We start from the raw sequence: 26,211 nt of genomic DNA, 5'->3' as shown, positions 1-26,211 counted from the left end.
AACAACATGCAGAGCTACTCATGTCATGACATATCGACTCTGTGTTCTGGAGAAACGATATGTCATTCTTTGTTTGTAAACAAATCCTGTAATTAATTCTTATGAGCTGAGGTGGTAGGAGGATGGAGAACACAATCTATCTGGATCATGCAGCGACATCCTGGCCTAAACCACCTGCTGTTGGTGAGGCAATGATGAATGCCCTTCAATTTGCAGGGGCTAACCCAGGCAGGGGGAGTCATCGTATGGCTGTGCAGGCGAGCAGGGTTTTGTTTGAAACGAGAAAAGGCTTAGCGACTCTGTTTGGTATTAAAAACCCTAATGATATTGCATTTGGTTCAAATACAACAGAAGCTCTTAATCTTGCAATTCAGGGTGTGCTTCAAGAGGGTGATCATGTGATAGCCACCATGGCGGAACATAATTCAGTTCGGCGCCCTCTGGAGTTCCTTCGCAGACAGGGTAAGATTGAGATTGATTATGTACCCGTCACAGCTTATGGAGCCATAGACTTAAAACAGATGGAGCGGATGTTTCGGAAAAACACCCGTTTGGTCGTATGTACGCACAGTTCTAATCTTCTAGGGAGCATTTTGCCAATTGGAGAAATCTCAGAACTATGCCGTCGACATCACGCTCTTTTACTGGTGGATGCAGCTCAGAGTGTTGGGATAATGCCAGTGGATGTAGGAAAACTAGGCATTGATATGCTCGCTTTTCCAGGACATAAGGGATTGCTAGGACCCCAAGGTACAGGCGGCTTATACATCGCTCCTGAGCTTGATGTGCAACCTCTCCTTCATGGAGGTACAGGTAGTCAATCCGAGGCAGTAGAACAGCCTAAAGTGCGTCCAGATCGATATGAAGCAGGGACTCCTAATACGGTGGGGATTGCTGGGTTAGGAGCGGGGGTGAAGCATGTACTTGCCATGACACCTGCTTCCATCTATCAGCATGAGTGGGAGTTAACGCAACATATAATGAATGGGCTTTCTTCGATCAAAGGTATTCAACTGTTGGGCCCGGACATTGGACAACCTCGTTCAGGATTAGTATCCTTTATAATTGAGGGATATGATTCAGCTCAGCTTGCATTCCGGCTGGATCGGAATTATGGTATTGCGGTTCGTTCAGGATTTCACTGTACTCCACTTGCGCATGAGTCAGCAGGTACAACAGCTACCGGGGCTGTCAGAGCAAGCGTTGGATACAACTCTTCCCATGAAGAGGTCGATGAACTCATTCGGGCCATTACTGAGCTAACAGCAGTGAAATAGGGAGTAACAAAATTGTTCAACGTTCTGTTGTTCAAAATGGAAATATATGATTAATTCCTTGAATAACGGGTTGATTTATAATAAAAGCTAAGAACTACGGACAGACGTGAATCTGATCAAAAACATAGAGGGGTAGTTGCACTTACATGGCTGAATTAAATGAGCTGATTCTGGAACAGCTGTTATGGATTATTGGCGGATTGGCATTGCTTACGGTGATTTTGCTGATCGTGAGTATTGCTCAAGGGGCAAAGTTACGGAAGTTTAAACGTAAATACGAAGCCATGATGGCTGGCAGTGGTGTGGAGGATTTGGAGTCCCTACTAATTAATCTGAAGATTCAGATGGACAGCATTGAGGACGAACACAAACTGCAAACGAATCAGTTGCAAACAGCATTGCAGAAGCTGGCTCGTATTCAGGGCAAGGTCGGTGTTAAAAGATACAACGCTTATGGAGAGCGTGGTAGCGACCTGAGCTTTTCGATAGCCATGATTAATGAAAGTCAGGACGGTATGATCCTTACGGGATTATTCAATCGTGATGGTTCATATGTATATGCAAAACCTCTAAAAGGGGGAGAGTCAACGTATACACTTTCCCCAGAGGAGAAGGAAGCTATTACTCTGGCACAGCAAGCAGAGTAGAGCGAGTGTGCCATTCCCGAATGGCCGAGTACAGACTGCTTGCTATAATTTCAGACATCCGCATAACGAGACTAAGCCGTGTGTTCTGAAGCACAAAGTATTCCATAAAACCGCCGACGTTAACGATACCTGTCAGATGGATATCGCCGACCGGCGGTAATTCTTTATTTACGCCTGCGCCAGGCTTGAGCGGGCCGTTTACGACCTGGATACAACCGACACTAGAGGATTGGCCAAGACAGGCGTCAATACCAATCACATACGGATTTTGATGGGTGTTGTAGATTTTGTGGAGTGTGTCTTGCAGATTTACAGCATGAACCGGCTCATCCAATGTGCCATATAGATGGAACAGAGGGCTGTCCCATTTTGCCAGTGACGTACCCACTAGCGGTCCGAGACAGTCACCTGTGGAACGGTCTGTACCGATGCAGACAATCACTACATTTTGCAAGGAATGAGCTTTATAGAGATGGAACATTAAACGATGTACAATGGCAGAATGCACACCTGGATCAGTATGAGGAACTTTCAGGCTGGTCAGATCTTGTGATGAAAAGGAACGCGAAGTAGGATTCATAGGATCTATCCTTTCCCTTGGAATAGTAGTATCAGTATATGGAAAGGTAGAGTGTTTTATACTTCGGAAGGACAGGCTTTTTACCTGAGAGTGGTTGTAGCTTGAAAGGGGCAGGACATGGACGAATGGCTGAACGATTGGATGTTGATTGCGTTTGATTCAACGCAGCAGGCACTGCGAGCAGAGATGCTATTAGAGTTTGCTGAGATCGAGATTGACTTGTTTCCGACACCTAAGGAGATTACAGCGGGCTGTGCACTGTGTATTCAGTTTCCAAAAGAGGATCTGATGCGAGTACAGAAAATTATTCGTGATGAGTTTGTTGAGATTCGCGGCCTCTATTTCAAAACCGAAGACAGCTATGATAACATACCGATGTAGAGGAGGAATCAGACTTTGATGTCATTTTATTTTGCGCAAGCTGGTAATAATGTCGGCATTTATGCATCAACTGTGGATGAAGCCATTCGTTGGACGGATAAAGTGTGGGCTAAAATTTCGGATACGGATATGTGGCTTAACATCATGTTCAGTTCGATTCGTATCCTCATTATTTTTATTATCAGTCGTATTGTCATTAAAGTGGTGTCCCGGGTTATTGATCGTTCGATGGCACGGAAACAGGAAGGCAAAATTCGCGTCAACCCGCGCAGATTCGTAACGATTGGTGAGTTGTTGAAAAATGCGACCTCGATAACATGTAATTTCATTATGATTTTGTTACTGTTATCCGAGATCAATGTACAGGTTGGACCATTGCTAGCTAGTGCCGGTGTTCTGGGGCTTGCAATTGGTTTTGGTGCCCAGGGTTTAGTGAAGGATGTCATTACCGGATTCTTTATTATTTTAGAAGATCAGTTTGCTGTAGGAGATGTGATTCAGACAGGCACGTTCAAAGGAACTGTTGAAGTCATTGGTCTAAGAACAACCAAACTGGTAAGCTGGCAGGGAGAAGTACACATCATTCCGAATGGTACAATTGCAAGTGTGACTAACTATTCGATGTCTAATTCGCTTGCTGTAGTGGATATCCCGATGAAGGCTGATCTGACGCTGGATGAGTCCGTACATCTGGTGAAGCAATCGCTCGCAGGTATTGAGGAACGAGATCTGAATATTGTGAAGGTACCGGATGTGCTAGGTATTCAGTCGATGTCCACTTCTGATTATGTCATTCGTGTGGTAGCGGAATGTATGCCGAACTCCCGGTCTTCGGTCGAACGTCAAATTCAGGGAGATGTGAAGAAAATACTCGAGTACCATGAGAGAAGCAAATTGGCTGCATTAGAGCAGGCGGCTGCGATGGATAATGATGAGGGAGATGGTGCAGGTGGAGCGTAAAAGTTTCCAGCTTGGAGATATCGTACAGATGAAAAAGCAGCATCCCTGTGGAAGCAATGAGATGGAGATCATTCGGATGGGGATGGATATTCGGATCAAGTGTGTTGGTTGCAAACATAGCGTACTGATTCCTCGGGCCAAGTTCGAGAAAAACATGAAAAAAGTGTTACGCTCGGTAGAAGAGGATGAGGAATCCTGAGGGTAGGGTGGAAGAGGAAAACATATATCCGGTGTTTTAGATGCATGATCTAGCCATATCGCGGTGATGAAACGTAATAGTGAAATAGCGTTTTCATGCAGACAGGGTATAGGTATTGCTTTCCGACTACAGGCGTGATATAATCAATTTTGCTGCGGAAAGGTACCCAAGAGGCCCAAGGGGGCTGACTCGAAATCAGCTAGGCGTGTCACAGCGTGCGTGGGTTCGAATCCCACCCTTTCCGCCACTTAAGTCATTTAGATTTTGCGAAAATGTAATGCTTACATAACTCCATGGACTGGAGTCATCATAAACAACTTGAAGGGACTAGCCTATTGGATAGTCTTTTTATTTTGTTTCTTATATTTTTTTAGTGAAAATTGTATAATGTGGCCCGTATAAAAAATAAAGAGCCCTGACGGGCTCTTTATCCGGCGGTACATGTTTAGTTAGATCACAATCGGTCGTAACGACAGAAACGCTGGCTGTACTGCTTGTAGCAATACCTGTGCTTCGGACTGAAGTCTTACACACCCACAAGCTTCTTATATTACGTGATGCATCTCCAACATCGAAAAATCGGCTTCGTTGTCCAACGGAACCACACCTCTCTCGTGTACCGCCTGATTGTATTATGTGCTAACTACCGTTTTATATACGTGGTGCTGAAAAAAAATTTAGTGAACGCGAGCTTTAGTCAGCTTTTTCCACTTGCGATTGTGATTGCTCGTTTCCGGAAAGGCTTCACCTTTTTTTAACGTGACTCGCTTGGGATCATTAATCTCCGTGTGAAAACTCTTCTCCCCGACTTCAGTGTATTCTCCATCATTCGGCGCTTTGTCACCAGGTTCGAACTCGGTTCTTTCACCCATAATAAGTAGCCTCCTCCACAGAATGAGATCAGTGTTACTTCTGTAGTGTGTTCCATCTGAAGTCTAAACATGATGGGGATTATGTACCAATATGTACAGGGAACGTTTGCTTGCATTTCGTTTGCGTATTTGTTATATTAATATAGTTCGAGTTTGTGCTCGTTCCTTGCTCTCAACCTGGATTGAGGGCCAGAGTCCATAAGGAGGTGAAAATTATGCGCAAATATGAAGTGATGTACATTATTCGTCCTGACGTTGAGCAAGAAGTTGTTCAAGCTACAGTCGATAAATTCCAAGGCATCATCTCCAACGGCGGTGGTGAGGTTACAGCTCACGACGTTATGGGTAAACGCCGTCTTGCGTATGAGATCAAGAAATTCCGTGATGGTGTTTATGTTCTGGTACACTTCACTGCTGAACCAGCAGTAGTTACTGAGCTTGAGCGTCTCATGAAGATTTCTGACGAAGTAATTCGTTATCTCATTACCAACGACGTTAAGTCTGCCTAAGACATTGACTCGTGATTATCGCACCAATACGCTCAGAAGGAGGGGATTACATTGTTGAACCGTGTCATTCTGATCGGCCGGTTAACCCGGGATCCTGAGTTGCGTTATACTCCAGCAGGAGTAGCCGTGACACAATTTACTTTGGCCGTAGACAGACCGTTTACAAGCCAAGGAGGAGAGCGGGAAGCAGATTTTATTCCGGTCGTAACCTGGAGACAGCTTGCCGAGACTTGTGCAAACTATTTGCGTAAAGGTCGTCTGGCTGCAGTCGAAGGACGCATTCAAGTACGTAACTACGAGAATAACGAAGGAAAACGTGTATACGTGACCGAAGTCATTGCCGATAATGTTCGTTTCTTGGAGTCAGCTAACCGCGAAGGCGGTGGCGGCGGGGGTCAACCTATGCGTGAAGAGCCTTCTTATGGAGGCGGCGGCGGACGTGCGAGCAACAATAATGCTGCGCGTAGCAACAATCAGGATCCTTTTTCCGATGACGGAAAACCGATTGATATATCGGATGATGATTTGCCATTTTAACGTGAGCCGTTACTCGTACGAGTTATCGGTTACATGATAGGAAAGGACTGAAAAGCATGGGCTTCAAGCAAAGAGAAGGCGGAGACGATAAAAGACCGGCACGTCGTGGTGGTCGTAACAAACGTCGTAAAGTGTGCTTCTTCACAGCGAACAAAATTACTCACATCGATTATAAAGATACGGACTTGCTTCGTAAATTTATCAGCGAACGTGGAAAAATTTTGCCACGCCGTGTAACAGGTACTAGCGCTAAATATCAACGCATGCTGACGATTGCAATCAAACGCTCCCGTCAAATCGCATTGTTGCCATACACAACTGAGTAGTCTTACTCAGTTTGCATACAAGAGCAGCCGGCTATAAGCCGACTGCTTTTTTTGTATTCTTAAATACTATAAATCTAAGGATAAGAATAAGGATAACATATGAAAATTTAAGAAAATGAAAACGTATAATCATGTAATTTTTGCAGAAGAAGCTTTCACAGCTGAGATGAATTATAATAGAAGTTAGTTTACCTGAAATGAAGCCTTTAAAAAAGAATTAAAGCTTGATGAGTAGAAAAAGTGTAGGAGAGTATATGAATTCATCACTACGTAAGCTAAGACAGCGAAGGAAGAAAAGCCTGAGAAACTGGATCATCGCAACGATTATTCTATCCATTGTATTTGTATGGTTGCAACAAAAAGGGGACTTGGGAGAGATATGGCAAGATGAAATAATTCCTGAGCCTTTGCCAATTACCGGTTTGCATCCAGCTGTTGCCGAAAGTGAAGGTGTATTAGTCCGTATGGCTGCCAGGCGAGGTATAGAAGTTGTGATTACGCATGGATATCGGAGTGTGGAGGAACAAGATGCTCTCTTTGCACAGGGACGCTCATCTTCTGGGAATATTGTCACCAATGCAAGAGGCGGGGAGTCTTATCATAACTATGGACTAGCCATTGATTTTGCCTTAAGAACCCCTGATGGAGATATTGTCTGGGATATGGAACGAGATGATAATGGCAATGGCAAGGCAGATTGGATGGAGGTTGTCGATTTAGCTAAAGAGCTAGGTTTCACCTGGGGTGGAGACTGGACTAACTTTCCGGACTATCCTCATCTACAGATGGACTTTGATTTGAGTATTCGTGATTTAAAACGTGGTAAAAGGCCACCATTGGTGCCACAAAGGTAATAGTATATATGCGTAATTATGAATATTTATTAGTAAAGTCCTGCTTTTTGCAGGACTTTTTTCTTTCTTTTGTAAAATAAATGTTCAAAAGTAACAATTAACTCTTTACAGCAACAATTAAATAAAACTATACTATAATAACTAGATTTTTACGTTTATCTTACAAACCTTAAATAAATGTATATATATAAGCTTCATATGACTTCTAAGCAGAGATTCTATGAAACGACAAAATCCCCCTAAATGTGACATGTAATTTACACTAACTAAGTTACTCCCAAATCATTTGCTATTAACTCTACACATTGTGTCATAGACATGTTATATATATACACAAAAAAACTTTGTACACACGCCTCATATTGTTGTAATTCCACCCGAGCACACTTAACTCTCACACTAAAATCCTGCTATAGATACCTTTTAGCCAAAACTATTACCCAAAACTGTAGCATAGAAAACATTTATTCCATAAATCCCAAAATAATGATTGACGTTAACTTAAATTACACGTATGATTACAGTAATTATTTGTATTTATAATTCCGCTAGGAATTATCAACATTAATTGACCAATGGTTTAAATTGAAGACTATAATCTTGATTCTGTTAACGATAAGGTATTTTGTATACACTTTTGTTCAATTTAAGGAACAACATGGAAATATACAGTGGATGCACTCTTCTACTTATGAATACAGTCTGATGAAATTACAGGGTTAGGGTGATTGATTTGAATAAAGAGCTATTGGAAGTCAGAGACTTAACGACATCATTCAGAATTGAAGATAACTATTATGCAGCAGTCGATCATGTTAATCTTAAGGTTAAGAAGAATGAAGTGTTGGCTATTGTAGGAGAATCAGGTTCAGGTAAGAGTGCATTTGCATTTTCTCTGATGGGATTGCATAACAAAGCCAAAATCGAAGGTCAGATTCTCTATAAAGGGAAAGATATCGCCAACATATCCCCTAATCAATTAAACAAACTGCGCGGAAGAGAAATGGCCATGATCTTTCAGGATCCACTATCCGCACTCAATCCTCTAATGATCATAGGTGAACAGATTGAAGAGATTCTCACTCTTCATCAACCGAAGCTGTCTTCCAGAGAGAAGCGGGATAAGGTTATTCACTTATTGAACCAGGTAGGGATTCCACGTCCCGAACAAATATATAAGCAATATCCCCACGAATTATCTGGCGGCATGAGGCAACGTATTGTTATCGCGATCGCAATTGCCAATAAGCCAGAACTGCTCATTGCCGATGAACCAACAACAGCACTTGACGTTACCATTCAGTTGCAAATTCTCGAGTTGATCCGAGAGCTGAAGAATGAGATTAACGCAGGCATTATCCTTATTACGCATGACCTTGGTGTAGTGGCCGAGATGGCTGATCGTGTAGCCGTCATGTATGCAGGAGAAATTGTTGAAATAGCGGATATTGTTACATTGATGACCAATGCAAAACATCCCTATACACGTTCATTATTAAACTCGATCCCTACGATTACTGAAGAAAAATCCAAATTACATGTCATTCAAGGCATCGTACCTTCTCTCAAAAATCTTCCAAGGCAGGGGTGCAGATTCAAGGCCCGAATTCCATGGATTAGCGACTCTGCTCATGAAGATAACCCGCAGATGCATGAAATTGCGCCAGGACACTTTGTAAGGTGTACCTGCTATCAGCACTTTCATTTCCCTGATCAAGCGGAGGAGGCATAACATAATGGCATTACTTGAAGTAGAAGGACTCAAAATACACTTTCCGATTCGCGGAGGATTACTAAAACGGGAGATTGACAGTGTCAAAGCGGTTGACGATGTCAGCTTTTCCATTGAAGAAGGCCAGACTTACGGTCTTGTTGGAGAATCCGGTTCAGGCAAGACAACAACAGGCAGAGCTGTGATTGGTCTGAATCATGTGACAAGTGGAAAAATTTTATTCAATGGCAGGGATTTGACCAAAGAACGACGCAAAGATCGCCAGCTTCAGCGGGATGTACAGATGATTTTCCAGGATCCTTATTCGTCTCTTAACCCGAAGAAGCGCGTTATGGACATCATTGCTGAGCCTCTAAGAAACTATGAACGACTGACGGCAACGGAAGAGAAGAGACAGGTCGGTAGCTTATTAGAGAAGGTAGGGTTGAGTCCGGAGTCTATCTACAAGTATCCGCATGAATTCTCAGGTGGACAGCGTCAACGGATTGGAATCGCTCGTGCCATTGCACTCAAGCCCAAACTGATTATCGCTGACGAACCTGTATCTGCACTGGATGTATCCGTACAAGCCCAGGTGCTCAACTTCATGCAGGAAATTCAGAAAGAACTGAATCTGACCTATTTGTTTATCAGCCACGATCTGGGCATTATTCGTCATATGTGCGACCAGATTGGAATTATGTATAAAGGTCGATATGTGGAACAAGGGACAACAGATGATATTTTTGAAAATCCCCAACATATCTATACCAAACGTCTTATCGCAGCGATTCCGGATATGGACCCAACCAAACGTGAGGAAATGATAGCTTTCCGACAGCAGATCAAATCCGAGTATGAAAATTCATACCGCAATTTCTTCGATGAGGAAGGGCTTGCTTATTCGCTCCAATCCATTTCCGATACTCACCGGGTAGCTTTACCTCAGAAAGGTTGAAGGCCATATGTGGAAAACTATTGTACGCCGAATATTTATAATGATTCCTCAAATAATTTTGCTTAGTATTCTGGTCTTCCTGATGGCCAAAGCCATGCCAGGTGACGCGTTGACGGGACTGCTTGATCCGAGTATTGATCCCAAAGCGCTAGAAGAACAGCGTGAACGGCTAGGATTGAATAATCCATGGTATATACAGTATTGGGACTGGATCAGGCATGCAGCTATGGGTGATTTCGGACAATCGTTCCGTTTTAAAATGCCAGTAACAGATCTTATTGGTCAACGGATTGCCAATACATTCTGGCTTGCATTGGCAACACTGATTCTCACATATCTTATTGCTATTCCACTCGGTATCATCAGTGGTCGTTATAACGACACCTGGTCTGACCGTTTAATTACAGGATATACGTACCTGGGTTTTGCAGCACCACTCTTCATTTTCGCTCTGGTCATGGTCTGGATTTTCGGGTTCCGTTTTGGATGGTTCCCGACAGGGGGAAGTGTGGCACCAGGCCTTACACCAGGAACATTTGAATACGTCATAAGTAAGATTCACCATTTGCTATTACCAGCGTTATCAATGGCACTAATCTCCACTGTATCCACGGTACAATATTTACGCAGTGAGATTATTGATATCAAGCACAAAGAGTTCGTAATCACGGCGAGAGCCAAAGGTGCTTCGGAATCCCGAATCTACAACAGACATATTTTGCGAAACTCCCTGTTGCCGATTGCTGCATTTTTCGGGTATGAGATTACGGGGCTGATCGGCGGAACCATCTTTATTGAAAGTATATTCAGCTACCCGGGTATGGGACAGTTGTTCCTGAATTCCATCTCATTACGGGATTTCAGTGTAGTCACAGCACTCGTATTATTATATGGGATTGCTACGATTCTAGGCTCACTGCTGTCTGATATTATTCTGGGATTGGTCGATCCGCGTATTCGCATTAAGTAAGAACTTGAAGATTTCGGGGTGAAAACAGATGAGCAAGACCAATGATGTTATTGTAACTTCGCAGAAGGTTGATAAAAGTCCTTCCGGCTTAAGCATTGTGTGGCGAGAGTTGGTCAGGGACAAAGTAGCCCTCGTTTCGCTCATATTCCTGGGGCTTGTCATTCTTCTTGTATATGGAACCTCTATGATTCTGAATCAGGACGATATTGTTAAAGTTGATTTGTTTGCACTATATGAGCCACCTTCCGCACAATACTGGCTGGGAACAGACTATGGCGGACGAGATGTATTTGGTCAGCTTGTTATTGGGACAAGAAACTCTTTAACTATCGGTATTCTGGTAACCTTAATGACTGGATTTATTGGCATTTTGGTTGGTGTGCTCTCGGGATACTTTGGCGGAATGATTGATAATATGTTCATGCGTGTGGTGGACTTTTTCATGATCTTGCCATTCCTGATGATGGTTATCGCCTTTGTAACGGCTGTACCGAAATATAATATCGTTTCATTCTCGCTCATTATGACCGCCTTCCTATGGATGGGAATCGCCAGATTGATTCGATCCAAGGCGCTTCAGGAGGGTGAACTCGAGTATATTAAAGCATCCAAAACACTTGGATCTTCTCACTTTAAAATTATTGTATCGCAGCTTCTTCCTAACCTAAGTTCGATTATCATTGTAACGATGACATTGAACCTGGCAGCTAATATTGGTCTTGAATCCGGGTTGTCTTTCCTGGGATTTGGTTTCCCGGAAAGCACACCAAGTCTTGGAACACTCGTAAGTTATGCACGTAATCCGCAAACCTTGGAATACAGATGGTGGATTTGGCTACCTGCATCACTACTGATCCTGGTATTGATGTTGAGTATAAATAATGTCGGACAGGCCTTGAAACGTGCGACGGATGCAAGACAAAGAAGAGGTTAAAAAAAGGGAGGAAAGGTTCATGAAAAAGGGATTATTTTCACGAGGACTATTTTTCACGATGATGCTGGTCTTTGTATTGGCGCTTGCGGCGTGCTCCGAGAAAGAAGCAGCAACTCCTGCACCAGGAGCAAAAACAGAAGAAGGAAAAACAGAGGAGAAACCTGCGAAAGAAGAAGGGGTTTACTCTATTGAGGATTTCAGTAATGTCAAAAAGAATGAAGGTACAGCCATTGCAGGTGGGTCACTTACCTTTGGTCTCGTATCCGATACTGCTTTTGAAGGTACATTGAACTATAACTTCTATTCCGGTAATCCGGATGCGCAAGTTTTGCAATGGTTTGACGAAGGTTTGCTGACTTGGGATAAAGACTATGTTTACACCAATGATGGTGCAGCAACATACGAAACTTCCGAAGACGGCAAAACGTTTACGCTCACGATTCGTGACAATGTAAACTGGCATGATGGCAAGCCGGTAACGGCTGAAGATTTGCAGTTTGCTTATGAAGTCATCGGTGGCAAAGGTTATGACGGCCCGCGTTATGATTCCAATTTCACAAGTGTTGTAGGTATGGATGAGTATCATGCTGGAAAAGCAAAAACAATCTCTGGTATTAAAGTGCTGAGTGACAAAAAAATCAGCATTACGTATAAAGAAGCAACGCCATCCCTGTTGACAGGCGGCGTGTGGACATATCCATTAGCGAAACATATTTTTGGTAACATGGATATTGCGAAAATGTCTTCTTCCAAAGAAGTACGTGAGAAGCCAATCGGTTTTGGTCCGTTTAAAGTAGAAACGATCACACCAGGTGAGTCTGTAACGTTTGTTAAAAACGATGACTACTGGCGCGGAACTCCAAAACTGGACAAAGTAACATTGAAAGTAATCAACCCGACAACGGTTGTTCAAGAGCTGAAATCTGGCGGTGTAGATCTGGTAGACTCCTTCCCGACAGACCAGTATAAAGACAATGCGAACCTCTCCAACGTTGAATTCCTGGGTGCAATCGACCGTGCGTATACGTACATCGGATTCAAACTGGGAACATGGGATGCTGAGAACAATAAAGTTAAATCCAATCCTGACGCAAAAATGGGTGATAAAAACCTGCGTAAAGCGATGTGGATGGCTGTAGATAATGACCAAGTAGGTAAACGTTTCTACAACGGTCTTCGCTGGAATGCAACAACACTGATTCCACCTTCTCACCCTGAATTCCATGATTCCAACAATCCAGGTGTGAAATATGATCCGGAAGCTGCAAAGAAATTGCTTGACGAAGCTGGCTATAAAATGGACGGAGAATTCCGTACGAAGCCAGATGGTTCACCACTTGAAATCAATTTTATTTCTATGACAGGTGGCGACACAGCTGAGCCACTTGCACGTTACTATGTTCAATCTTGGGCAGCAATCGGTCTGAAAGTAAACTTGGAAATGATCGAGTTTAACAACTTCTACGACCGTGTAGGTAACACAGGTAAAGATGATCCTAATGTCGATGTGTACCAAGCGGCTTGGGGTGTTGGTATCGACGTTGATCCATCAGGTCTGTATGGACGCGATGCACTCTATAACTTCCCTCGTTTCTCCAGTGAAGAGAACGACAAATTGCTGGCACGTGGTATCTCTGCTGAAGCATTCGACGTAGAGAAACGTAAAGAGATCTACAATGAATGGCAACAATACATGGTAGATGAAGTTCCAGTATTCCCAACGTTGTACCGTGCTGTGGTATCACCAGTTAACAAACGTGTAATGAACTATGCGATTGGTGATGGAACTGGCGTATACTTGAGCGATCTGGCTGTAAATGCAGATAAAGCGGTTGTTGCTCAGTAATTATTAATAAACATGGATTCCAACACTCTGGCATGGGGTGTATGGAGTCCATGTTTTTTTTGTAACCAAAAAATAAAAAAAATTTAATTTTTTCTCAAAAAAGTGCAGACAAAATGCCTCTTTGCTACGTCTATATAGGTAAGAGGTGATGAATCGATGAAAATATGGTGGAAACGCGCAGGAATGTTATTCACTTTACTAGTTATTATATATTTGGGAGTAAAACCGGACATGCTGGTTGGTAAGCCAGGCATTAAAGCCGAGTCGGCTGTTTTGATGGATATGAATTCGGAACAGGTGCTGATGGATTACAATGGCTCCGAAGAGATTGCTCCTGCAGGTATCAGCAAGCTAATGACCGAGCTACTTGTAATGGAGGCTGCAATGAGAGGAGATATTCGTTGGGATGATCCTGTTAATGTTAGTCGTTACGCCAGCTCTGTTGGCGGGAATCAGCTTGCACTCAAACAGGGGGATCGATTCACTGTTCAGGAGTTATTCCAAGTGGTGGCAGTATATTCTGCCAATGATGCTACCGTTGCTTTGGCGGAACATATCAGCGGTTCAGAACATCAATTTGTACAGCGGATGAATCAAAAGGCTGCTGAGATTGGTCTGTCAGGGGATACTCACTTCACCAACTCTACAGGTCTAAGCGAGACTATGCTTGGTCCTTATCGTCCACATAATATCCAGGGTCAAACGTTAATGACTGCGATGGATGCCTGCAAGCTTGCCCAATATTTGCTTAACCATCACCCCGAGATTCTTAAAGTTTCCAATCAAATGCAAGTCTCGTTGCACCAAAAGGGGATCTATATGAGCAATACAAACTGGATGTTATCTTCAATCGGGGGTCCATATGCTTATGAAGGTAATGATGGATTAAAGACTGGATATGACAAGGATACGGGGTATCATTTCGTTGGGACGGCTGAGCGAGATGGCAAACGGCTAATATCGGTTGTATTTGGATCAGATACGAGGGAAGGGCGGTTCGTTGAGACGCGCAAGCTGTTGAATTACGGATTTTCGAACACAAAAGTAAACTAAACATACCACCCGTGTCAAGGAGAGTTGCCGCTGTTCCGAAATGGATAATCATAGTAAAATAGGATACGTATAGTTCCACATTATCCTGTAATTCACTTATAAGGGGGAAAACATTTGAACTCAATTAGCAAAAAAGTTTATGCACTCACGCTGTCCATGGCCATGTCGATTGCCTTGATTCAGCCTGCCGTACAGGCGGCCGAAGCAGTCAAACCTACGGCGGCTGTCTCGGAATCTATCGTTTCCAAGGCAACACAGACACTGCAACAACTGGGATACATAGATGGCACCACAGATGGAATGAAAGAAACGGCAACACCTATTACACGTGCTGAAGCTGCGATTATTCTGCAGCGTGTGCTTGAACTGGATGCTCCGGCAACCCTTACAGGTTTTGCAGACGTTCTGTCCGATCATGCAGCAGCACCAGCCATTTATGCGCTGAAACAAGGTGATCTCATTCAAGGTAATACCAAAGGGTATGCGCCAGATGCTCCGCTCACACGTGCCCAGATGGCCTCGTTGTTCACACGAGCTTTCGAATTGAAGGATAACGGTATACAGGTGATCTACAGTGATGCTGACCAAATCCCGGCTGTACATGTGAATGATGCTGTCCGAGTTAAACAACATTTCATTATCGAAGGTAATGCATTTCATGCAAAACAAGCAGTAACGCATGGGGAATTTGCTAGTGCACTGTACCTTGCCCTAGGGCTTGATGTCAAGAAAGCAGGGGTCACACCGCTTGAGGACTTCTTCAAACAGCCTGCTCAGGCAGGTTTTCAAATGTCCCCTGATGGCAAACATCTGGCTTACATGGAGCCGTGGAACAATCGGATGAACATCGTGGTTACGGCAAATGGTCAAGATAAGCCTGTACGTATTACAAGTGAAACAGATCGCAGTATTGCTAGTTTTGCATGGGCAACGAATGACAAGCTGTTGTATGCAAAGGATGCGGCTGGAGATGAGAACTACCACCTGTATATTACAGATATCGATGGAAAAAATAGCAAAGATCTGACGCCTTATCCAAATACAAGAGCGATGCTTGTCGATCCTTTGGAGAATATTCCAGATGAAATTTTGGTAAGCATGAACAAGCGTGATGCGAGAGTTTTTGACGTATACCGTATCAATATCAAGACAGGGGAGGCAGTTATTGCTGCCGAGAATCCGGGTAACATTACAGGCTGGATGACAGACCATGAAGGAAAAATTCGTGTAGCCATATCCAGTGATGGCAATGTATCTTCCTTATTGTATCGTGATGCGGAGAATCAGCCGTTCCAGCCACTGCTCACAACAGATCTGGGAGATACGTTTGTTCCTGTCATGTTCACAAGCGACAACAAAAACCTGTACGCAGTATCCAATCTGGAGCAAGACAAGATGGCTGTCGTGGAATATAGCCTGTCAACAAAGAAGGTAACCAGAACTCTTTTTGAAAACAAAGATGTGGATGTCAGCAATGTTATTCCTTCCAAAGAAAAAGGCAAGATCCTTGCAGCAGTCTATGAGACAGACAAGGTCAATTATGAGTATTTTGACAACGAGTTCAAGACACTCATGCAGGATATCAAAGCCAAGGTGCCTGGCAAAGAGGTTGGTATTATAAGCACAAGTGATGATGGGCAGGCACTCTTTATATCATACAGTGACAAATCGATGGGCACATATTATTTCTATAATTCCAAAACAGGCAAGCTCGATAAGCTGGCGGATACGGCTCCATGGATTGATGAGACCAAAATGGCAGATATGAAACCAATTACGTTCAAGTCTCGGGATGGCCTGGACCTTCATGGATATCTGACACTGCCACAAGGTGCGACGGCATCGAATCTTCCTTTGGTTGTTCTTCCGCATGGTGGACCTTGGGCCCGGGATTCATGGGGATATATTCCGGATGTCCAGTTCTTGGCAAGCCGCGGATATGCAGTCCTGCAAGTGAACTTCCGTGGATCAACAGGTTATGGTAAGAAGTTTCTAGAGGCAGGCAATAAGCAGTGGGGTAAAGCCATGCAGGATGATCTCACCGACGGTGTGAACTGGCTGGTAAAAGAAGGTACAGTTGATCCGAAGCGAGTCGCAATTTATGGTGGATCATATGGGGGTTATGCGGCTCTCGCTGGCCTGGCCTTCACCCCGGACGTATACGCTGTTGGTGTTAGCTATGTAGGCCCATCCAACATCTTTACACTGCTTAACTCGCTACCGCCATATTGGGAATCAGGGCGCAATCTATTTTATGAACGTGTAGGTGATCCTGTGAAGGATAAAGAGTTGCTTACCGCAATCTCACCGCTCTTCCATGTTGATCAGATGAAAGCACCACTATTTGTTGTTCAGGGTGCCAATGATCCGCGTGTCAAACAGGCTGAGTCCGATCAGATTGTCGAAGCACTGCGTAAACGTGGAGTAGACGTGCCATATATGTTGAAAATGAATGAAGGGCACGGCTTCGCCAATGTAGAGAATCAACTGGATCTCTATCGTGCGATAGAGAAATTCCTGAACCGTCATCTGATGCAGTAAAAAAATAAGAGCTAAGGTTGTTCTCTCATTCCGATAAGGATCAGAGAACAACCTCTTTTTTTAAAATCGTGAGACTGAAGAATACATCATTGAAATGGAATGCAAGTGTTACATAAATTGGGTCTAATCGATATTCATCAATTGACATATAGACTCGCTTTATTTTAAAATGACCAGTGAGTCATTCTTATTCATTCAGGTTTATATAGATGGTATTAAGAGTTGTACGAGAGTGTACAGAATCAGATGAAGGAGGAATCCGGGATGCAAAAAGAAATGAAATGGCCATTGATTCTCTTTGCCGTGGGTGTATTTATGGCCGCGCTGGATAACGGAATAATTACATCGTCGCTGACCACATTAAATGCCTCGTTTGGTGTTTCGCCAACATGGGGTGCTTGGACGATTACGCTATACACGCTTGGGCTTGCAATCAGTGTACCCATTGCGGGTAAGCTGTCAGATCGATTTGGACGTAAAAAACTGTTTCTCATTGAGGTTGCTTTATTCGGAATCGGATCGCTCCTTGTTGCGTTAAGCACTTCGTTTACCTTTTTCTTGATCGCCCGGGTCATTCAGGCGCTTGGTGGAGGCGGGATATTTATCATCGCAAGTTCTTATGTGCTTAGCAAGTTTCCTGCTCAGCGGCAGGGTACAGCTCTGGGGCTACTGGGAGGCATGAACGGCATTGCAGCTATTCTTGGCCCTAACATCGGAGCATTGATCCTTGATATTACAGGCAACTGGCACTGGTTGTTTCTCATCAACGTACCGATTGCAATCCTGCTGTTCATTGCCGGAATCCGTTATATCCAGGAAGAACAGGAGCTCAGCCGGGCAGCTGTCGATTGGAGCGGCATAGCGGTCTTAACAATAGGCGTACTGAGTCTGATGTACAGCTTCAGTAATCTCGACGGTGTGAACATGCTTCAAAGCTTGGCTTCGCCAATGTTTTATAGCTTCTTTCTAGTGGGTGTAGCTGTGCTGGTGATCTTTTATTTTATGGAAAAAAGGTTGGAGGGGTCCGACCGTGAACCGGTCGTTTCCACAAAACTGCTTGGCATAGCGTCCTTCCGCTGGACGTTGCTCATTGCCTTTTTCTCAGGAGCCATTTTGGCCTCTGTTATCTTTATTCCGGGTTTTGTAGAGCAATATCTAGGCGTATCCAGCACAGCTTCAGGCTACTGGTTTACACCGCTCGCACTGGCTTCAGGGATTGGAGCAGGAGGAGGAGGATACCTCGTTGACCGGAAAGGACCAATCTGGACATTGTCGGTAGCTGGCTTGCTCTCTGCGATTGGCTTCCTATTATTCCCGTTGTGGGTAGAGCATATCTGGCAGTTTGTTATTGCGAGTACCCTTGTCGGTATTGGTTTTGGCATGATGCTGGGTGCGCCAGTCAACGTTCTTGTAACCGAACAGGCAGGTGAGAACAATAGAGGTATTGCAGTAGCAACCAGCTCTTTGTTCCGTCAAATGGCGATGGCGATTGCACCGACGATCTTCGCCGGATTCCTGGCACGTTCTTTTTCTAACCTGGGCTCGAACATCCAGTCAGGTCTGGCGGATCGAGGAATTGAAGTACCACCAGCCGCGCTGGAGCAATATGCTTCTGGTGGAACATCAGGAAATGATGTCTCCAGTCTCATGGCGGGGTTGTCCAAGATTCCAGATGCCAATATACGGGAGACGTTGCTTCAGGCTGTACATCAAACGACAGGTCAGGGGTACAATGGACTTTTCTGGTCAGCAGTTATTTTTAGCGTGTTAACCTTGATCGTGGCTCTAGTAACGGGACGTCTTCGTCAAAAAGAGAAACAGAAGCAGCAACCGGAGGGATCGTTGGGATCCACATAATATGTAGAGAGTAAAATGAAAAGATACGGAGGAACAGTGAACCTTTTGTAACCGAAAAAGGGGGCGCTGTTCTTTTCAATTTAACCCGATTGTAACTTTTCATGATGCAGGAATGATTACAATAGAACGAGCATAAGCGGTACTCCGGCCCAAAGAGAAATAAAAGTTTGGAGAACGGCGTGTCATCAGACGTTGCTCACGTTTAATGGGTAGTAATGAATTTCAATTTCGAGAGTGAAGAAGGAATCGACGGATGAAAAGCAGAACTAAAGAAAAGAAGAAAAAAAGTCGCAAAGGCCTCTATATAACACTTATCTCCCTAGTCGTTCTGATCATTGGCGGTTATGTTTTCCGTCAGCAGCTCGCTGTGGCCGCTTTTGACCTGTTTCTGGCGGATACAGTAGAAGCGCAGCTAACGCAATCTTACGTGCCGCAGGAAGGTAATAAAACGCCTGATCCAACGGTATATCGTAAAGAACCATTTTCTGTGTTGCTCCTGGGCTCCGATAAACGAGACTACGAGAAGTCACGCGGACGTTCGGATGCAGTCATCTATGCTGTGGTACGTCCGAAGGAATCTCGGGTGCTTCTGGTATCTATTCCGCGTGACACGTATGTGCAGATCGTAGGAAGAGATGCGGACAAGGACGGGACGGATGATTATGACAAAATCGCGCATGCTTACGCCTTCGGCGGGGAGAATATGTCCATCAATACGGTGGAAAAGTTTCTTGATGCAGACGTAGGTTATTACGCAACGATTAACTTTCAGGGGATCAAAAAGGTGGTTGACGCCCTCGGAGGCATATCACTGCCAATTGATAAGGATATCGTGAACAAAGATCCAAACCATGAAAAGTTCACGGTAAAAGGCGGCAAACCGATCTATGACGGACAGGAAGCACTCTATTACGTGAGATATCGGGAAGACAGTGACTTTAACCGTACGAATCGGCAGCAAATTTTCCTGAATGCTTTTGCAGACAAAATGTTAAATCTGAATCAGATCGCGAAGATCCCTGAGTTATTCCAGATCATGGGGGATAATTTTCAGACCGACATGCAGCCGAACTTTATCATTGATCTGGCGAAACAAGTTCTGACACAGGAAAAACCACAGGTTTCCAGCTTTACGATTTTGAGCGAAGGTATGCGTAAAAACGGCATTTATTATGGGCGTGCCGATGAGAAAGATGTTCAATATGCTAAAGAGCTGATTAAAAACTGGATGGATCAATCGACCCCAGCCGGTGAAGTCATGATTCCTGACCGGCAGAAGATTGAATAGTTAACTCCATACAGATGGTTTGTCTTACACAACAATCAGCAGTACGTTTAAGCGGGCTGCTGTTTTTTTCTTTGTGTGAGGCTTTTCATCGTGTAAGAACTTCATCCTTTTGGAACATCCTTCGTTCTATAACGTATAATATAAGTTGAGCGATCTAGTTGAACGAGAAATAGACAAGGAGGATATATGAGGGTATGAACATCGCGTTTTTTTTGCTGCCCAAACAAGAGGTTACATGTGTCACGTCAGACTCTACACTGCGGCAAACGCTGGAACGGATGGAATATCATCGGTTTACAGCAGTGCCTATTTTGAATAAGGAAGGCAAATATATTGGTACGGTTACGGAAGGCGATCTGTTGTGGTATATGAAAAATGCCGAGGGGAAGATATCATTTGAAAACGCTTCAAAATTTCTTCTCAAGGACGTTCCGTTGAGACTTGATATCAAGCCGGTATCCATTGATGCCAATATGGAGGATTTAATTAATCTAGCCAAGGTGCAGAACTTTGTCCCGGTCGTGGATGATATGGAACGTTTTATCGGCATTGTGAGACGCAGTCAGATCATTGAATACTGTGAAGGAATTGTGGCCAAGGAGTCCATGAAAGCTAAATAGTTGATTACTTTTCAGAAATGGCGGGCTTGCAGGGATAATCAAAGCGATTATTACGAATATATATGATAAGACAAACGGGGCTCGGCATCGCACCTGTCATGGAGTTTCGGAGAATTTCTCCGCTTTTGGGGGTAATTTTGCAGGTCCCTTTTTTATGCTATAATCGAGAATAAAGCTTTTTCGGGGGAGAGTGACTTTCGCCAAATGCCTAAAGAACTGGATGTAGCCAAGCGTGCTAAAGTGATTGAATGGCTGAAAACCGAAGTACTTGATCAAGTATCCCGATTATTCAAAGCATTGTGGGAAGGCAGCACGATTCGAATCGGAGATAGTCTTGCCAGTTTAATGATGAGCAGTTACATATTGGGCCGTCGGCTCGGTATTCCATTTAAGGATCTCGATGCTCTGCTTGTAGAGAAATTAAAAAAGCATAAACAGGAAGGTCACCAGCTGGAAGACTGGTACCAGGATATTTCCGCGCTAGAAGATCATATGCGTAAGAGGTGAATTTGTTGAAATTTAGCTTTAAATCAGCTGTCTGGAGTACAGTGCTTTTACTTTTGCTGCTTTCGCTACTAACTCCTTTATCGGTGCTCTCTATATTTTTTATGATGATTCCGGGAGTTATTTTGTATGCCTCACTATCTGTAAAATCCTTTATTTTGCATCTAGTGCCGGTTGCTATTATTTTGGTTATGGTCCATCCGATTTATCTGTTGTTCATGGTGATCTTGATTTTGCCAGCCATCGCTATGGGTCACGCGTATAAGAAACAAAAATCGGCCTTGTTTGCTCTAATGACAGGTGCCGGAACGATGCTGGCGGAATATTTGTTGTTACTATTGGTGGGCAGTCTCATTTTCCAATTTGATCTGTCCAGTTATATCAGAGATGTGGTGCAATTAACGATTGAGCCACTCACGAATTCTTCGAATCAGATGATCAATGGTTTCGTTTGGACACCTGAAATGACTGAAGATATCGCGAAACAAACACAGTTAATGATTCCTTTTGCCCTGGTCGTTACGTCGATGGTCATGGCATTCATTACACATATCATTGCTCGTCCGATTCTGAGTGTTATGGGCTTGAACGTATCCAAACTTCCACCTGCAAGAGAATGGCGTATGCCACGTGCATTGATCTGGTATTACTTCCTCGCGTTGATTATTGAGGTAGTATCCAGACAAAACGACGGATCATATTGGAAGATGATTGCGATGAACTTGTCACCATTAATTAATCTTGGTTTCATGATTCAAGCCATCGGTTTCTTCTTTTTCCTCTCATATACAAGAAAATGGAATCCGATTATCCCATTTTTATTGGGAGCGGCAGTGTTTTTCATTGGTCCGCTTCGCATTGTCGGAATTATTGATCTGGCGTTCCCGATCCGTGAGGCAATATCGAAATCAAAACGATAGGGTGATGAGTCATGCCTAAATTTCTAAAGAAACGCTGGCACGGCTATTATACCGTATGGGCGTTCATACTGCTGTTGCTACTAGTGATGTTAGTTACTATCTATAACTGGACGCTTGGTTTGATTAGTCTGATACTGGCTTCGGCGCTGGGAATCGTCATGATCAAGGCGGAACTCGCATTCCGCCGCGAGCTTAATGACTATATTAATGGCCTTACCATTCGTATTAAACGTATGGAGGGTGAGGCGGTTAGCATGCTTCCCTTCGGAATTGTGCTGTATAGCGAGGATCGTACGATAGAGTGGCACAACCGCTTCGTTGCAGATATGTTCCATGAGAAGACGGTCGTCGGCAGCTCACTGCTTAACTTGTTCCCACATCTTCCCCAGCCGAAGGAGAAGAAGGATAAGGATGGATCGAAAGAACCTTCCCCCAAGGAATTCCATGATGAATTCCAACTGGATGATCGCTATTACGGTGTAATTCACAACCCGCAGGAGCGGTACGTATATGTGTACGAGATCACCGAGTTAGCTATATTGCGGGATAAATATGAGAACGAACGTATTGCGCTGGGCATTCTTGTTCTGGACAATCTGGATGAGGCTGCTCAAGGCATGGATGACCAACAACGTACAGCGCTGATCGCACGAGTTGCCAGTGAGATTACAGCCTGGGCAAAGCAATATGGCGTGTATCTCCGTCGTCTTTCGTCGGATCGTTACTTGATGATGCTGAATCATAAGTCTCTGCAGGAGCTTGAACAGAGCCGGTTTGTTATTCTGGATGAAGTTCGGGAGATGACAGCCGATCTGAAAGTGCCGATGACGCTAAGCGTTGGCCTTGCATCGGGTTCAGACAGCATCAGCGAGATGGGAGAACTGGCACAATCCAGTCTGGATATGGCACTTGGACGAGGCGGAGATCAAGCGGCTGTGAAGTCGGGTCAGCGTTTATCGTTTTACGGTGGTAAGTCCAATGCAGTGGAGAAGCGCACACGCGTCAGAGCGCGGGTTATTGCTCACGCCTTGCGGGACTTGATGCAGGAAAGTGACCGTGTAATCGTTATGGGTCATAAAATGCCGGATATGGATGCCATCGGTGCATCCATTGGGGTATGGAAGGCAGCGAGTCTGTACAACGTTGAGGCTCGTATTGTGCTGGACGGTATGAATCCTTCTATTGAACGGCTGATGGAACAGGTCAACAAGGACGAGAAGTTGTCCAAAGCTTTGATATCACCGGAGCAAGCGACGCAGCTGATGACAGAGCACACACTGCTGGTTGTTGTGGATACCCACAAGGCTTCAATGACGATGGAACCTAAACTGGTGCAATCTGCAACGCGTGTGGTGGTCGTGGATCACCATCGCCGGGGTGAGGAATTTATTAATGATGCAGTACTGATCTATCTGGAACCGTACGCTTCGTCTGCCGCTGAACTTGTTACGGAGCTTCTGCAATATATTCACGAAAAGGTACAGTTCACTCCACTTGAAGCAACGGCCCTACTTGCCGGCATCACGCTGGATACGAAGCATTTTGCACTGCATACCGGCTCCAGAACGTTTGAAGCAGCGGGCTTCCTTCGTCGTAGTGGTGCAGATACCATTATGGTCCAGAAGCTGATGAAAGAGGATCTGTCAGAATATATTGCTAAGGCAGAAATCATAAAGCATGCTAAAATGGTATATGGGAACATTGCGCTGGCGGTCACTGGCCCTGGCAACAAGATCTCACAGATGATGATCGCCCAGGTGGCGGACACATTGCTGAACATGACCGACGTGGTCGCTTCATTTGTCATCAGTGAGCGAACGGATGGATTAATTGGCATCAGTGCAAGATCACTGGGTCGCATGAATGTTCAGGTCGTTATGGAACGATTAGGTGGCGGCGGTCACTTAACCAATGCTGCAGTGCAGCTTGAAGGAACGCTGGGAGAAGCGGAGAAACGGCTGATGAACGTCCTGGCTGAAATCGAAAAGGAAGAGGGGTTATTCGAATGAAAGTCATTTTTATAAAAGATATGAAGGGTCAAGGCAAGAAGGGGCAAGTGAAGGAAGTATCTGAGGGTTATGCACAGAACTTCCTGTTGCCACGGGGAATTGTTCGTCCGGCAACGGAGGGTAACATGAAGACTCTGGACAATCAGAAGGCAGCGGAAGAAAGACTTAAGCAGGAAGAGAAAGCGGAAGCTGAAGCACTTGCGAAAAAGCTGGAGGCAGAAGTAACGGAACTCAAGGCAAAAGCGGGTGAGGGCGGCCGTCTGTTCGGTGCCATTACGAGCAAACAGATCGCGGAAGCTTTGTCAAAAAAGGGCCTGAAAATAGATAAGCGCAAAATTGAGCTGGATGATCCGATCCGTACGCTCGGTGTAACGCAAGTGATCGTCAAGGTTCACCCTGAGGTGAAGGCAACCTTGAAGGTACAGGTAACGGAGGAGTAAGATGGGCGGCGAAATGTTATTCGACCGGGTCCCCCCGCAGAACCTAGAGGCCGAACAGGCTGTGCTGGGTGCAATCCTGTTGCAGGGCGAAGCTCTGATTACAGCGATGGAACGGGTGCAAACCGAGGATTTCTACGATAAGCCCCATCAATTGATATATGAAGCGATGATCCAGCTAGGTGAGGAAAATCAACCGATTGACCTTGTTACGCTGACTTCGCGTCTGAAGGATAAAGGTGAGCTGGAGGACATCGGTGGCGTTAGCTACCTTGCCAAGCTTGCTCACGGTGTGCCAACAGCGGCCAACGTTGATTATTATGCGCAGATTATCGAAGAGAAATCGATGCTTCGTCGTCTGATTCGCACAGCTACGCAGATTGTAAGTGAAGGCTACACAGGTGGAGAAGATGTTGCAGGTATGCTCGGGGAAGCGGAGCGCCGCATCTTGGAGATTTCCAACAGACGCTCCAGTAGTGGTTTTATCGCCATCCAGGATGTTCTCATGGAAGTGTTCGACAAGGTCGAAACGTTGCATCAGAACCGGGGAACGACAACAGGAATCCCTTCCGGCTTCATCGATTTGGACAAGATGACCGCTGGATTCCAGCGTAGCGACTTGATTATTGTAGCGGCGCGTCCATCTGTAGGTAAGACCGCCTTTGCTTTGAATATCGCTCAGAACGTAGGCATCAGGGCACAAGAAACGGTAGCCATCTTCAGTCTGGAGATGTCCGCGGCACAGCTCGTACAACGGATGATCTGCGCCGAGGCCAATCTGGATGCGGGAGTTCTTCGTACAGGGGAATTCAAAGGCGATGAAGACTGGCAGAAGCTGACCATGGGGATTGCTGCTCTCAACGAAGCCAACATCTACATCGACGATACGCCAGGGATTACGGTAGCTGATATTCGTGCGAAATGCCGTCGTCTGAAAAAAGAGAAGGGTCTCGGTATGATTCTGATCGACTACCTTCAATTGATTAGTGGACGTGGTAAAGCCGGGGAGAACCGTCAACAAGAGGTATCCGAGATTTCACGTACGCTGAAACAGATTGGCCGGGAACTGGAAGTTCCGGTTATCGCCTTGTCTCAGCTTAGCCGGGGTGTAGAGCAACGGCAGGATAAACGTCCGATGATGAGTGACTTGCGGGAATCCGGTTCGATCGAGCAAGATGCTGATATCGTAGCCTTCCTGTACCGGGATGACTACTACAACCAGGAAACCGAGAAGAAAAATATTATTGAGATCATTATTGCTAAACAGCGTAATGGTCCGGTAGGAACCGTAGAATTAGTCTTCTTGAAAAACTTTAATAAATTCGTCAATTACGAGAGGGCACATAATGATGCCTTCGCGATGTAGCGGATAGACTGCGATTACTCTAAGCAGGGGTACACAGGCTATCCGATACAACCAG

At 44.7% G+C, this 26,211-nt stretch carries 26 protein-coding genes and 1 tRNA gene; 25 read left to right on the top strand and 2 right to left on the bottom strand.

From position 1 onward, the window contains the following. Positions 1–122 precede the first annotated feature (122 nt). Positions 123–1,277, top strand: coding sequence for an aminotransferase class V-fold PLP-dependent enzyme (locus H7T88_RS06280; RefSeq protein WP_221787669.1), 1,155 nt, complete (start codon positions 123–125; stop codon positions 1,275–1,277). Positions 1,278–1,423: 146 nt separating this feature from the next. After that, positions 1,424–1,924 (top strand): DUF4446 family protein, encoded by a 501-nt coding sequence (locus H7T88_RS06275; protein WP_090923593.1) that lies wholly within the window; start codon positions 1,424–1,426, stop codon positions 1,922–1,924. On the opposite strand, the gene yyaC is transcribed toward H7T88_RS06275, so the two are convergent. After that, complete coding sequence (yyaC, locus tag H7T88_RS06270) at positions 1,899–2,504, bottom strand: spore protease YyaC (RefSeq protein WP_090923592.1); 606 nt, start codon at positions 2,502–2,504, stop codon at positions 1,899–1,901. The genes H7T88_RS06275 and yyaC overlap by 26 nt on opposite strands. Positions 2,505–2,621: 117 nt before the next feature. Between yyaC and H7T88_RS06265 the strand changes: the two genes are divergently transcribed. From H7T88_RS06265 to H7T88_RS06250, 4 genes are all read left to right on the top strand, one after another. Beyond that, a complete protein-coding gene (locus H7T88_RS06265) occupies positions 2,622–2,885 on the top strand; it encodes a putative Se/S carrier protein (protein ID WP_186809681.1) in 264 nt (87 codons plus the stop codon). A gap of 18 nt (positions 2,886–2,903) precedes the next feature. Then, positions 2,904–3,845, top strand: a complete 942-nt coding sequence (locus tag H7T88_RS06260) for a mechanosensitive ion channel family protein (protein WP_154890311.1) — start codon at positions 2,904–2,906, stop codon at positions 3,843–3,845. Beyond that, positions 3,835–4,044: a DUF951 domain-containing protein gene (locus tag H7T88_RS06255; protein ID WP_090923590.1), complete on the top strand. Its 210-nt coding sequence runs from the start codon at positions 3,835–3,837 to the stop codon at positions 4,042–4,044. Before H7T88_RS06260 ends, H7T88_RS06255 begins: the two co-directional genes overlap by 11 nt. A 156-nt stretch (positions 4,045–4,200) precedes the next feature. Next, positions 4,201–4,291: transfer RNA gene (locus H7T88_RS06250), tRNA-Ser, on the top strand. Positions 4,292–4,721: 430 nt separating this feature from the next. Here H7T88_RS06250 and H7T88_RS06245 read toward each other — a convergent pair. Beyond that, positions 4,722–4,916, bottom strand: a complete 195-nt coding sequence (locus tag H7T88_RS06245) for a YjzC family protein (protein ID WP_090923589.1) — start codon at positions 4,914–4,916, stop codon at positions 4,722–4,724. A gap of 215 nt (positions 4,917–5,131) precedes the next feature. Between H7T88_RS06245 and rpsF the strand changes: the two genes are divergently transcribed. The 19 genes from rpsF (at position 5,132) to dnaB (ending at position 26,156) form a co-directional block, all read left to right on the top strand. Continuing rightward, positions 5,132–5,425 (top strand): 30S ribosomal protein S6, encoded by a 294-nt coding sequence (gene rpsF / locus H7T88_RS06240; RefSeq protein ID WP_024629534.1) that lies wholly within the window; start codon positions 5,132–5,134, stop codon positions 5,423–5,425. Between the two features lie 51 nt (positions 5,426–5,476). After that, positions 5,477–5,962 (top strand): single-stranded DNA-binding protein, encoded by a 486-nt coding sequence (locus H7T88_RS06235; protein WP_090923588.1) that lies wholly within the window; start codon positions 5,477–5,479, stop codon positions 5,960–5,962. Positions 5,963–6,018: 56 nt separating this feature from the next. Beyond that, positions 6,019–6,288, top strand: a complete 270-nt coding sequence (gene rpsR / locus H7T88_RS06230) for a 30S ribosomal protein S18 (protein ID WP_090923587.1) — start codon at positions 6,019–6,021, stop codon at positions 6,286–6,288. Positions 6,289–6,515: 227 nt separating this feature from the next. Then, entirely contained in the window at positions 6,516–7,142 is a 627-nt protein-coding gene (locus H7T88_RS06225) for a M15 family metallopeptidase (protein WP_260510744.1), read from the top strand. 733 nt (positions 7,143–7,875) lie between these two features. Then, complete coding sequence (locus H7T88_RS06220; RefSeq protein ID WP_090923585.1) at positions 7,876–8,874, top strand: ABC transporter ATP-binding protein; 999 nt, start codon at positions 7,876–7,878, stop codon at positions 8,872–8,874. Between the two features lie 4 nt (positions 8,875–8,878). Next, positions 8,879–9,811: an ABC transporter ATP-binding protein gene (locus tag H7T88_RS06215; RefSeq protein WP_260510743.1), complete on the top strand. Its 933-nt coding sequence runs from the start codon at positions 8,879–8,881 to the stop codon at positions 9,809–9,811. Between the two features lie 7 nt (positions 9,812–9,818). Beyond that, positions 9,819–10,781, top strand: coding sequence for an oligopeptide ABC transporter permease (gene opp4B / locus H7T88_RS06210; protein WP_154889655.1), 963 nt, complete (start codon positions 9,819–9,821; stop codon positions 10,779–10,781). 28 nt (positions 10,782–10,809) lie between these two features. Then, positions 10,810–11,715 (top strand): ABC transporter permease, encoded by a 906-nt coding sequence (locus tag H7T88_RS06205; protein WP_123067009.1) that lies wholly within the window; start codon positions 10,810–10,812, stop codon positions 11,713–11,715. A gap of 19 nt (positions 11,716–11,734) precedes the next feature. Further along, on the top strand, positions 11,735–13,561 hold the full coding sequence (locus H7T88_RS06200) for an oligopeptide ABC transporter substrate-binding protein (RefSeq protein WP_221787668.1): 1,827 nt from the start codon (positions 11,735–11,737) through the stop codon (positions 13,559–13,561). Positions 13,562–13,717: 156 nt separating this feature from the next. Continuing rightward, a complete protein-coding gene (locus H7T88_RS06195; protein WP_154960421.1) occupies positions 13,718–14,614 on the top strand; it encodes a D-alanyl-D-alanine carboxypeptidase family protein in 897 nt (298 codons plus the stop codon). A gap of 114 nt (positions 14,615–14,728) precedes the next feature. Next, entirely contained in the window at positions 14,729–17,155 is a 2,427-nt protein-coding gene (locus H7T88_RS06190; protein WP_221787667.1) for a S9 family peptidase, read from the top strand. A gap of 246 nt (positions 17,156–17,401) precedes the next feature. Continuing rightward, entirely contained in the window at positions 17,402–19,012 is a 1,611-nt protein-coding gene (locus tag H7T88_RS06185; RefSeq protein WP_441005018.1) for an MFS transporter, read from the top strand. A gap of 253 nt (positions 19,013–19,265) precedes the next feature. Next, the gene (locus tag H7T88_RS06180; protein ID WP_090923577.1) at positions 19,266–20,300 is read left to right on the top strand and encodes an LCP family protein; all 1,035 of its coding nucleotides are present in this window, start codon (positions 19,266–19,268) and stop codon (positions 20,298–20,300) included. A 194-nt stretch (positions 20,301–20,494) separates the two neighbouring features. After that, entirely contained in the window at positions 20,495–20,920 is a 426-nt protein-coding gene (locus H7T88_RS06175; RefSeq protein ID WP_090923576.1) for a CBS domain-containing protein, read from the top strand. 204 nt (positions 20,921–21,124) lie between these two features. Further along, positions 21,125–21,427 carry a MazG-like family protein gene (locus tag H7T88_RS06170; RefSeq protein WP_090923575.1) on the top strand — a complete coding sequence of 101 codons (303 nt, stop codon included), beginning with the start codon at positions 21,125–21,127 and terminating at the stop codon, positions 21,425–21,427. A gap of 5 nt (positions 21,428–21,432) precedes the next feature. Further along, positions 21,433–22,344 (top strand): DUF2232 domain-containing protein, encoded by a 912-nt coding sequence (locus tag H7T88_RS06165; protein WP_221787665.1) that lies wholly within the window; start codon positions 21,433–21,435, stop codon positions 22,342–22,344. 11 nt (positions 22,345–22,355) lie between these two features. Beyond that, positions 22,356–24,353 (top strand): DHH family phosphoesterase, encoded by a 1,998-nt coding sequence (locus H7T88_RS06160; RefSeq protein ID WP_090923574.1) that lies wholly within the window; start codon positions 22,356–22,358, stop codon positions 24,351–24,353. Further along, complete coding sequence (rplI, locus tag H7T88_RS06155) at positions 24,350–24,793, top strand: 50S ribosomal protein L9 (protein WP_090923573.1); 444 nt, start codon at positions 24,350–24,352, stop codon at positions 24,791–24,793. Before H7T88_RS06160 ends, rplI begins: the two co-directional genes overlap by 4 nt. Position 24,794: 1 nt before the next feature. Beyond that, the gene (dnaB, locus tag H7T88_RS06150) at positions 24,795–26,156 is read left to right on the top strand and encodes a replicative DNA helicase (RefSeq protein WP_090923572.1); all 1,362 of its coding nucleotides are present in this window, start codon (positions 24,795–24,797) and stop codon (positions 26,154–26,156) included. Positions 26,157–26,211: the final 55 nt, after the last annotated feature.

The organism is Paenibacillus cucumis (ex Kampfer et al. 2016), assembly GCF_019748695.1.
In the GTDB taxonomy this organism is placed as follows: domain Bacteria; phylum Bacillota; class Bacilli; order Paenibacillales; family Paenibacillaceae; genus Paenibacillus; species Paenibacillus polysaccharolyticus.
This window is presented reverse-complemented; position numbering and strand designations above follow the sequence as displayed.

Excerpts from the sequence above, each read along its gene's own strand:
- H7T88_RS06245 (WP_090923589.1), bottom strand. The coding sequence starts at position 4,916 with ATGGGTGAAAGAACCGAGTTCGAACCTGGTGACAAAGCGCCGAATGAT.
- H7T88_RS06180 (WP_090923577.1), top strand. The coding sequence starts at position 19,266 with ATGAAAAGCAGAACTAAAGAAAAGAAGAAAAAAAGTCGCAAAGGCCTC.
- H7T88_RS06175 (WP_090923576.1), top strand. The coding sequence starts at position 20,495 with ATGAACATCGCGTTTTTTTTGCTGCCCAAACAAGAGGTTACATGTGTC.
- H7T88_RS06260 (WP_154890311.1), top strand. The coding sequence starts at position 2,904 with ATGTCATTTTATTTTGCGCAAGCTGGTAATAATGTCGGCATTTATGCA.
- rpsF (WP_024629534.1), top strand. The coding sequence starts at position 5,132 with ATGCGCAAATATGAAGTGATGTACATTATTCGTCCTGACGTTGAGCAA.
- dnaB (WP_090923572.1), top strand. The coding sequence starts at position 24,795 with ATGGGCGGCGAAATGTTATTCGACCGGGTCCCCCCGCAGAACCTAGAG.
- opp4B (WP_154889655.1), top strand. The coding sequence starts at position 9,819 with ATGTGGAAAACTATTGTACGCCGAATATTTATAATGATTCCTCAAATA.
- H7T88_RS06200 (WP_221787668.1), top strand. The coding sequence starts at position 11,735 with ATGAAAAAGGGATTATTTTCACGAGGACTATTTTTCACGATGATGCTG.
- H7T88_RS06185 (WP_441005018.1), top strand. The coding sequence starts at position 17,402 with ATGAAGGAGGAATCCGGGATGCAAAAAGAAATGAAATGGCCATTGATT.
- H7T88_RS06205 (WP_123067009.1), top strand. The coding sequence starts at position 10,810 with ATGAGCAAGACCAATGATGTTATTGTAACTTCGCAGAAGGTTGATAAA.
- H7T88_RS06275 (WP_090923593.1), top strand. The coding sequence starts at position 1,424 with ATGGCTGAATTAAATGAGCTGATTCTGGAACAGCTGTTATGGATTATT.
- H7T88_RS06265 (WP_186809681.1), top strand. The coding sequence starts at position 2,622 with ATGGACGAATGGCTGAACGATTGGATGTTGATTGCGTTTGATTCAACG.
- H7T88_RS06160 (WP_090923574.1), top strand. The coding sequence starts at position 22,356 with ATGCCTAAATTTCTAAAGAAACGCTGGCACGGCTATTATACCGTATGG.
- H7T88_RS06215 (WP_260510743.1), top strand. The coding sequence starts at position 8,879 with ATGGCATTACTTGAAGTAGAAGGACTCAAAATACACTTTCCGATTCGC.
- H7T88_RS06170 (WP_090923575.1), top strand. The coding sequence starts at position 21,125 with ATGCCTAAAGAACTGGATGTAGCCAAGCGTGCTAAAGTGATTGAATGG.
- H7T88_RS06195 (WP_154960421.1), top strand. The coding sequence starts at position 13,718 with ATGAAAATATGGTGGAAACGCGCAGGAATGTTATTCACTTTACTAGTT.
- yyaC (WP_090923592.1), bottom strand. The coding sequence starts at position 2,504 with ATGAATCCTACTTCGCGTTCCTTTTCATCACAAGATCTGACCAGCCTG.
- H7T88_RS06280 (WP_221787669.1), top strand. The coding sequence starts at position 123 with ATGGAGAACACAATCTATCTGGATCATGCAGCGACATCCTGGCCTAAA.
- rpsR (WP_090923587.1), top strand. The coding sequence starts at position 6,019 with ATGGGCTTCAAGCAAAGAGAAGGCGGAGACGATAAAAGACCGGCACGT.
- rplI (WP_090923573.1), top strand. The coding sequence starts at position 24,350 with ATGAAAGTCATTTTTATAAAAGATATGAAGGGTCAAGGCAAGAAGGGG.
- H7T88_RS06225 (WP_260510744.1), top strand. The coding sequence starts at position 6,516 with ATGAGTAGAAAAAGTGTAGGAGAGTATATGAATTCATCACTACGTAAG.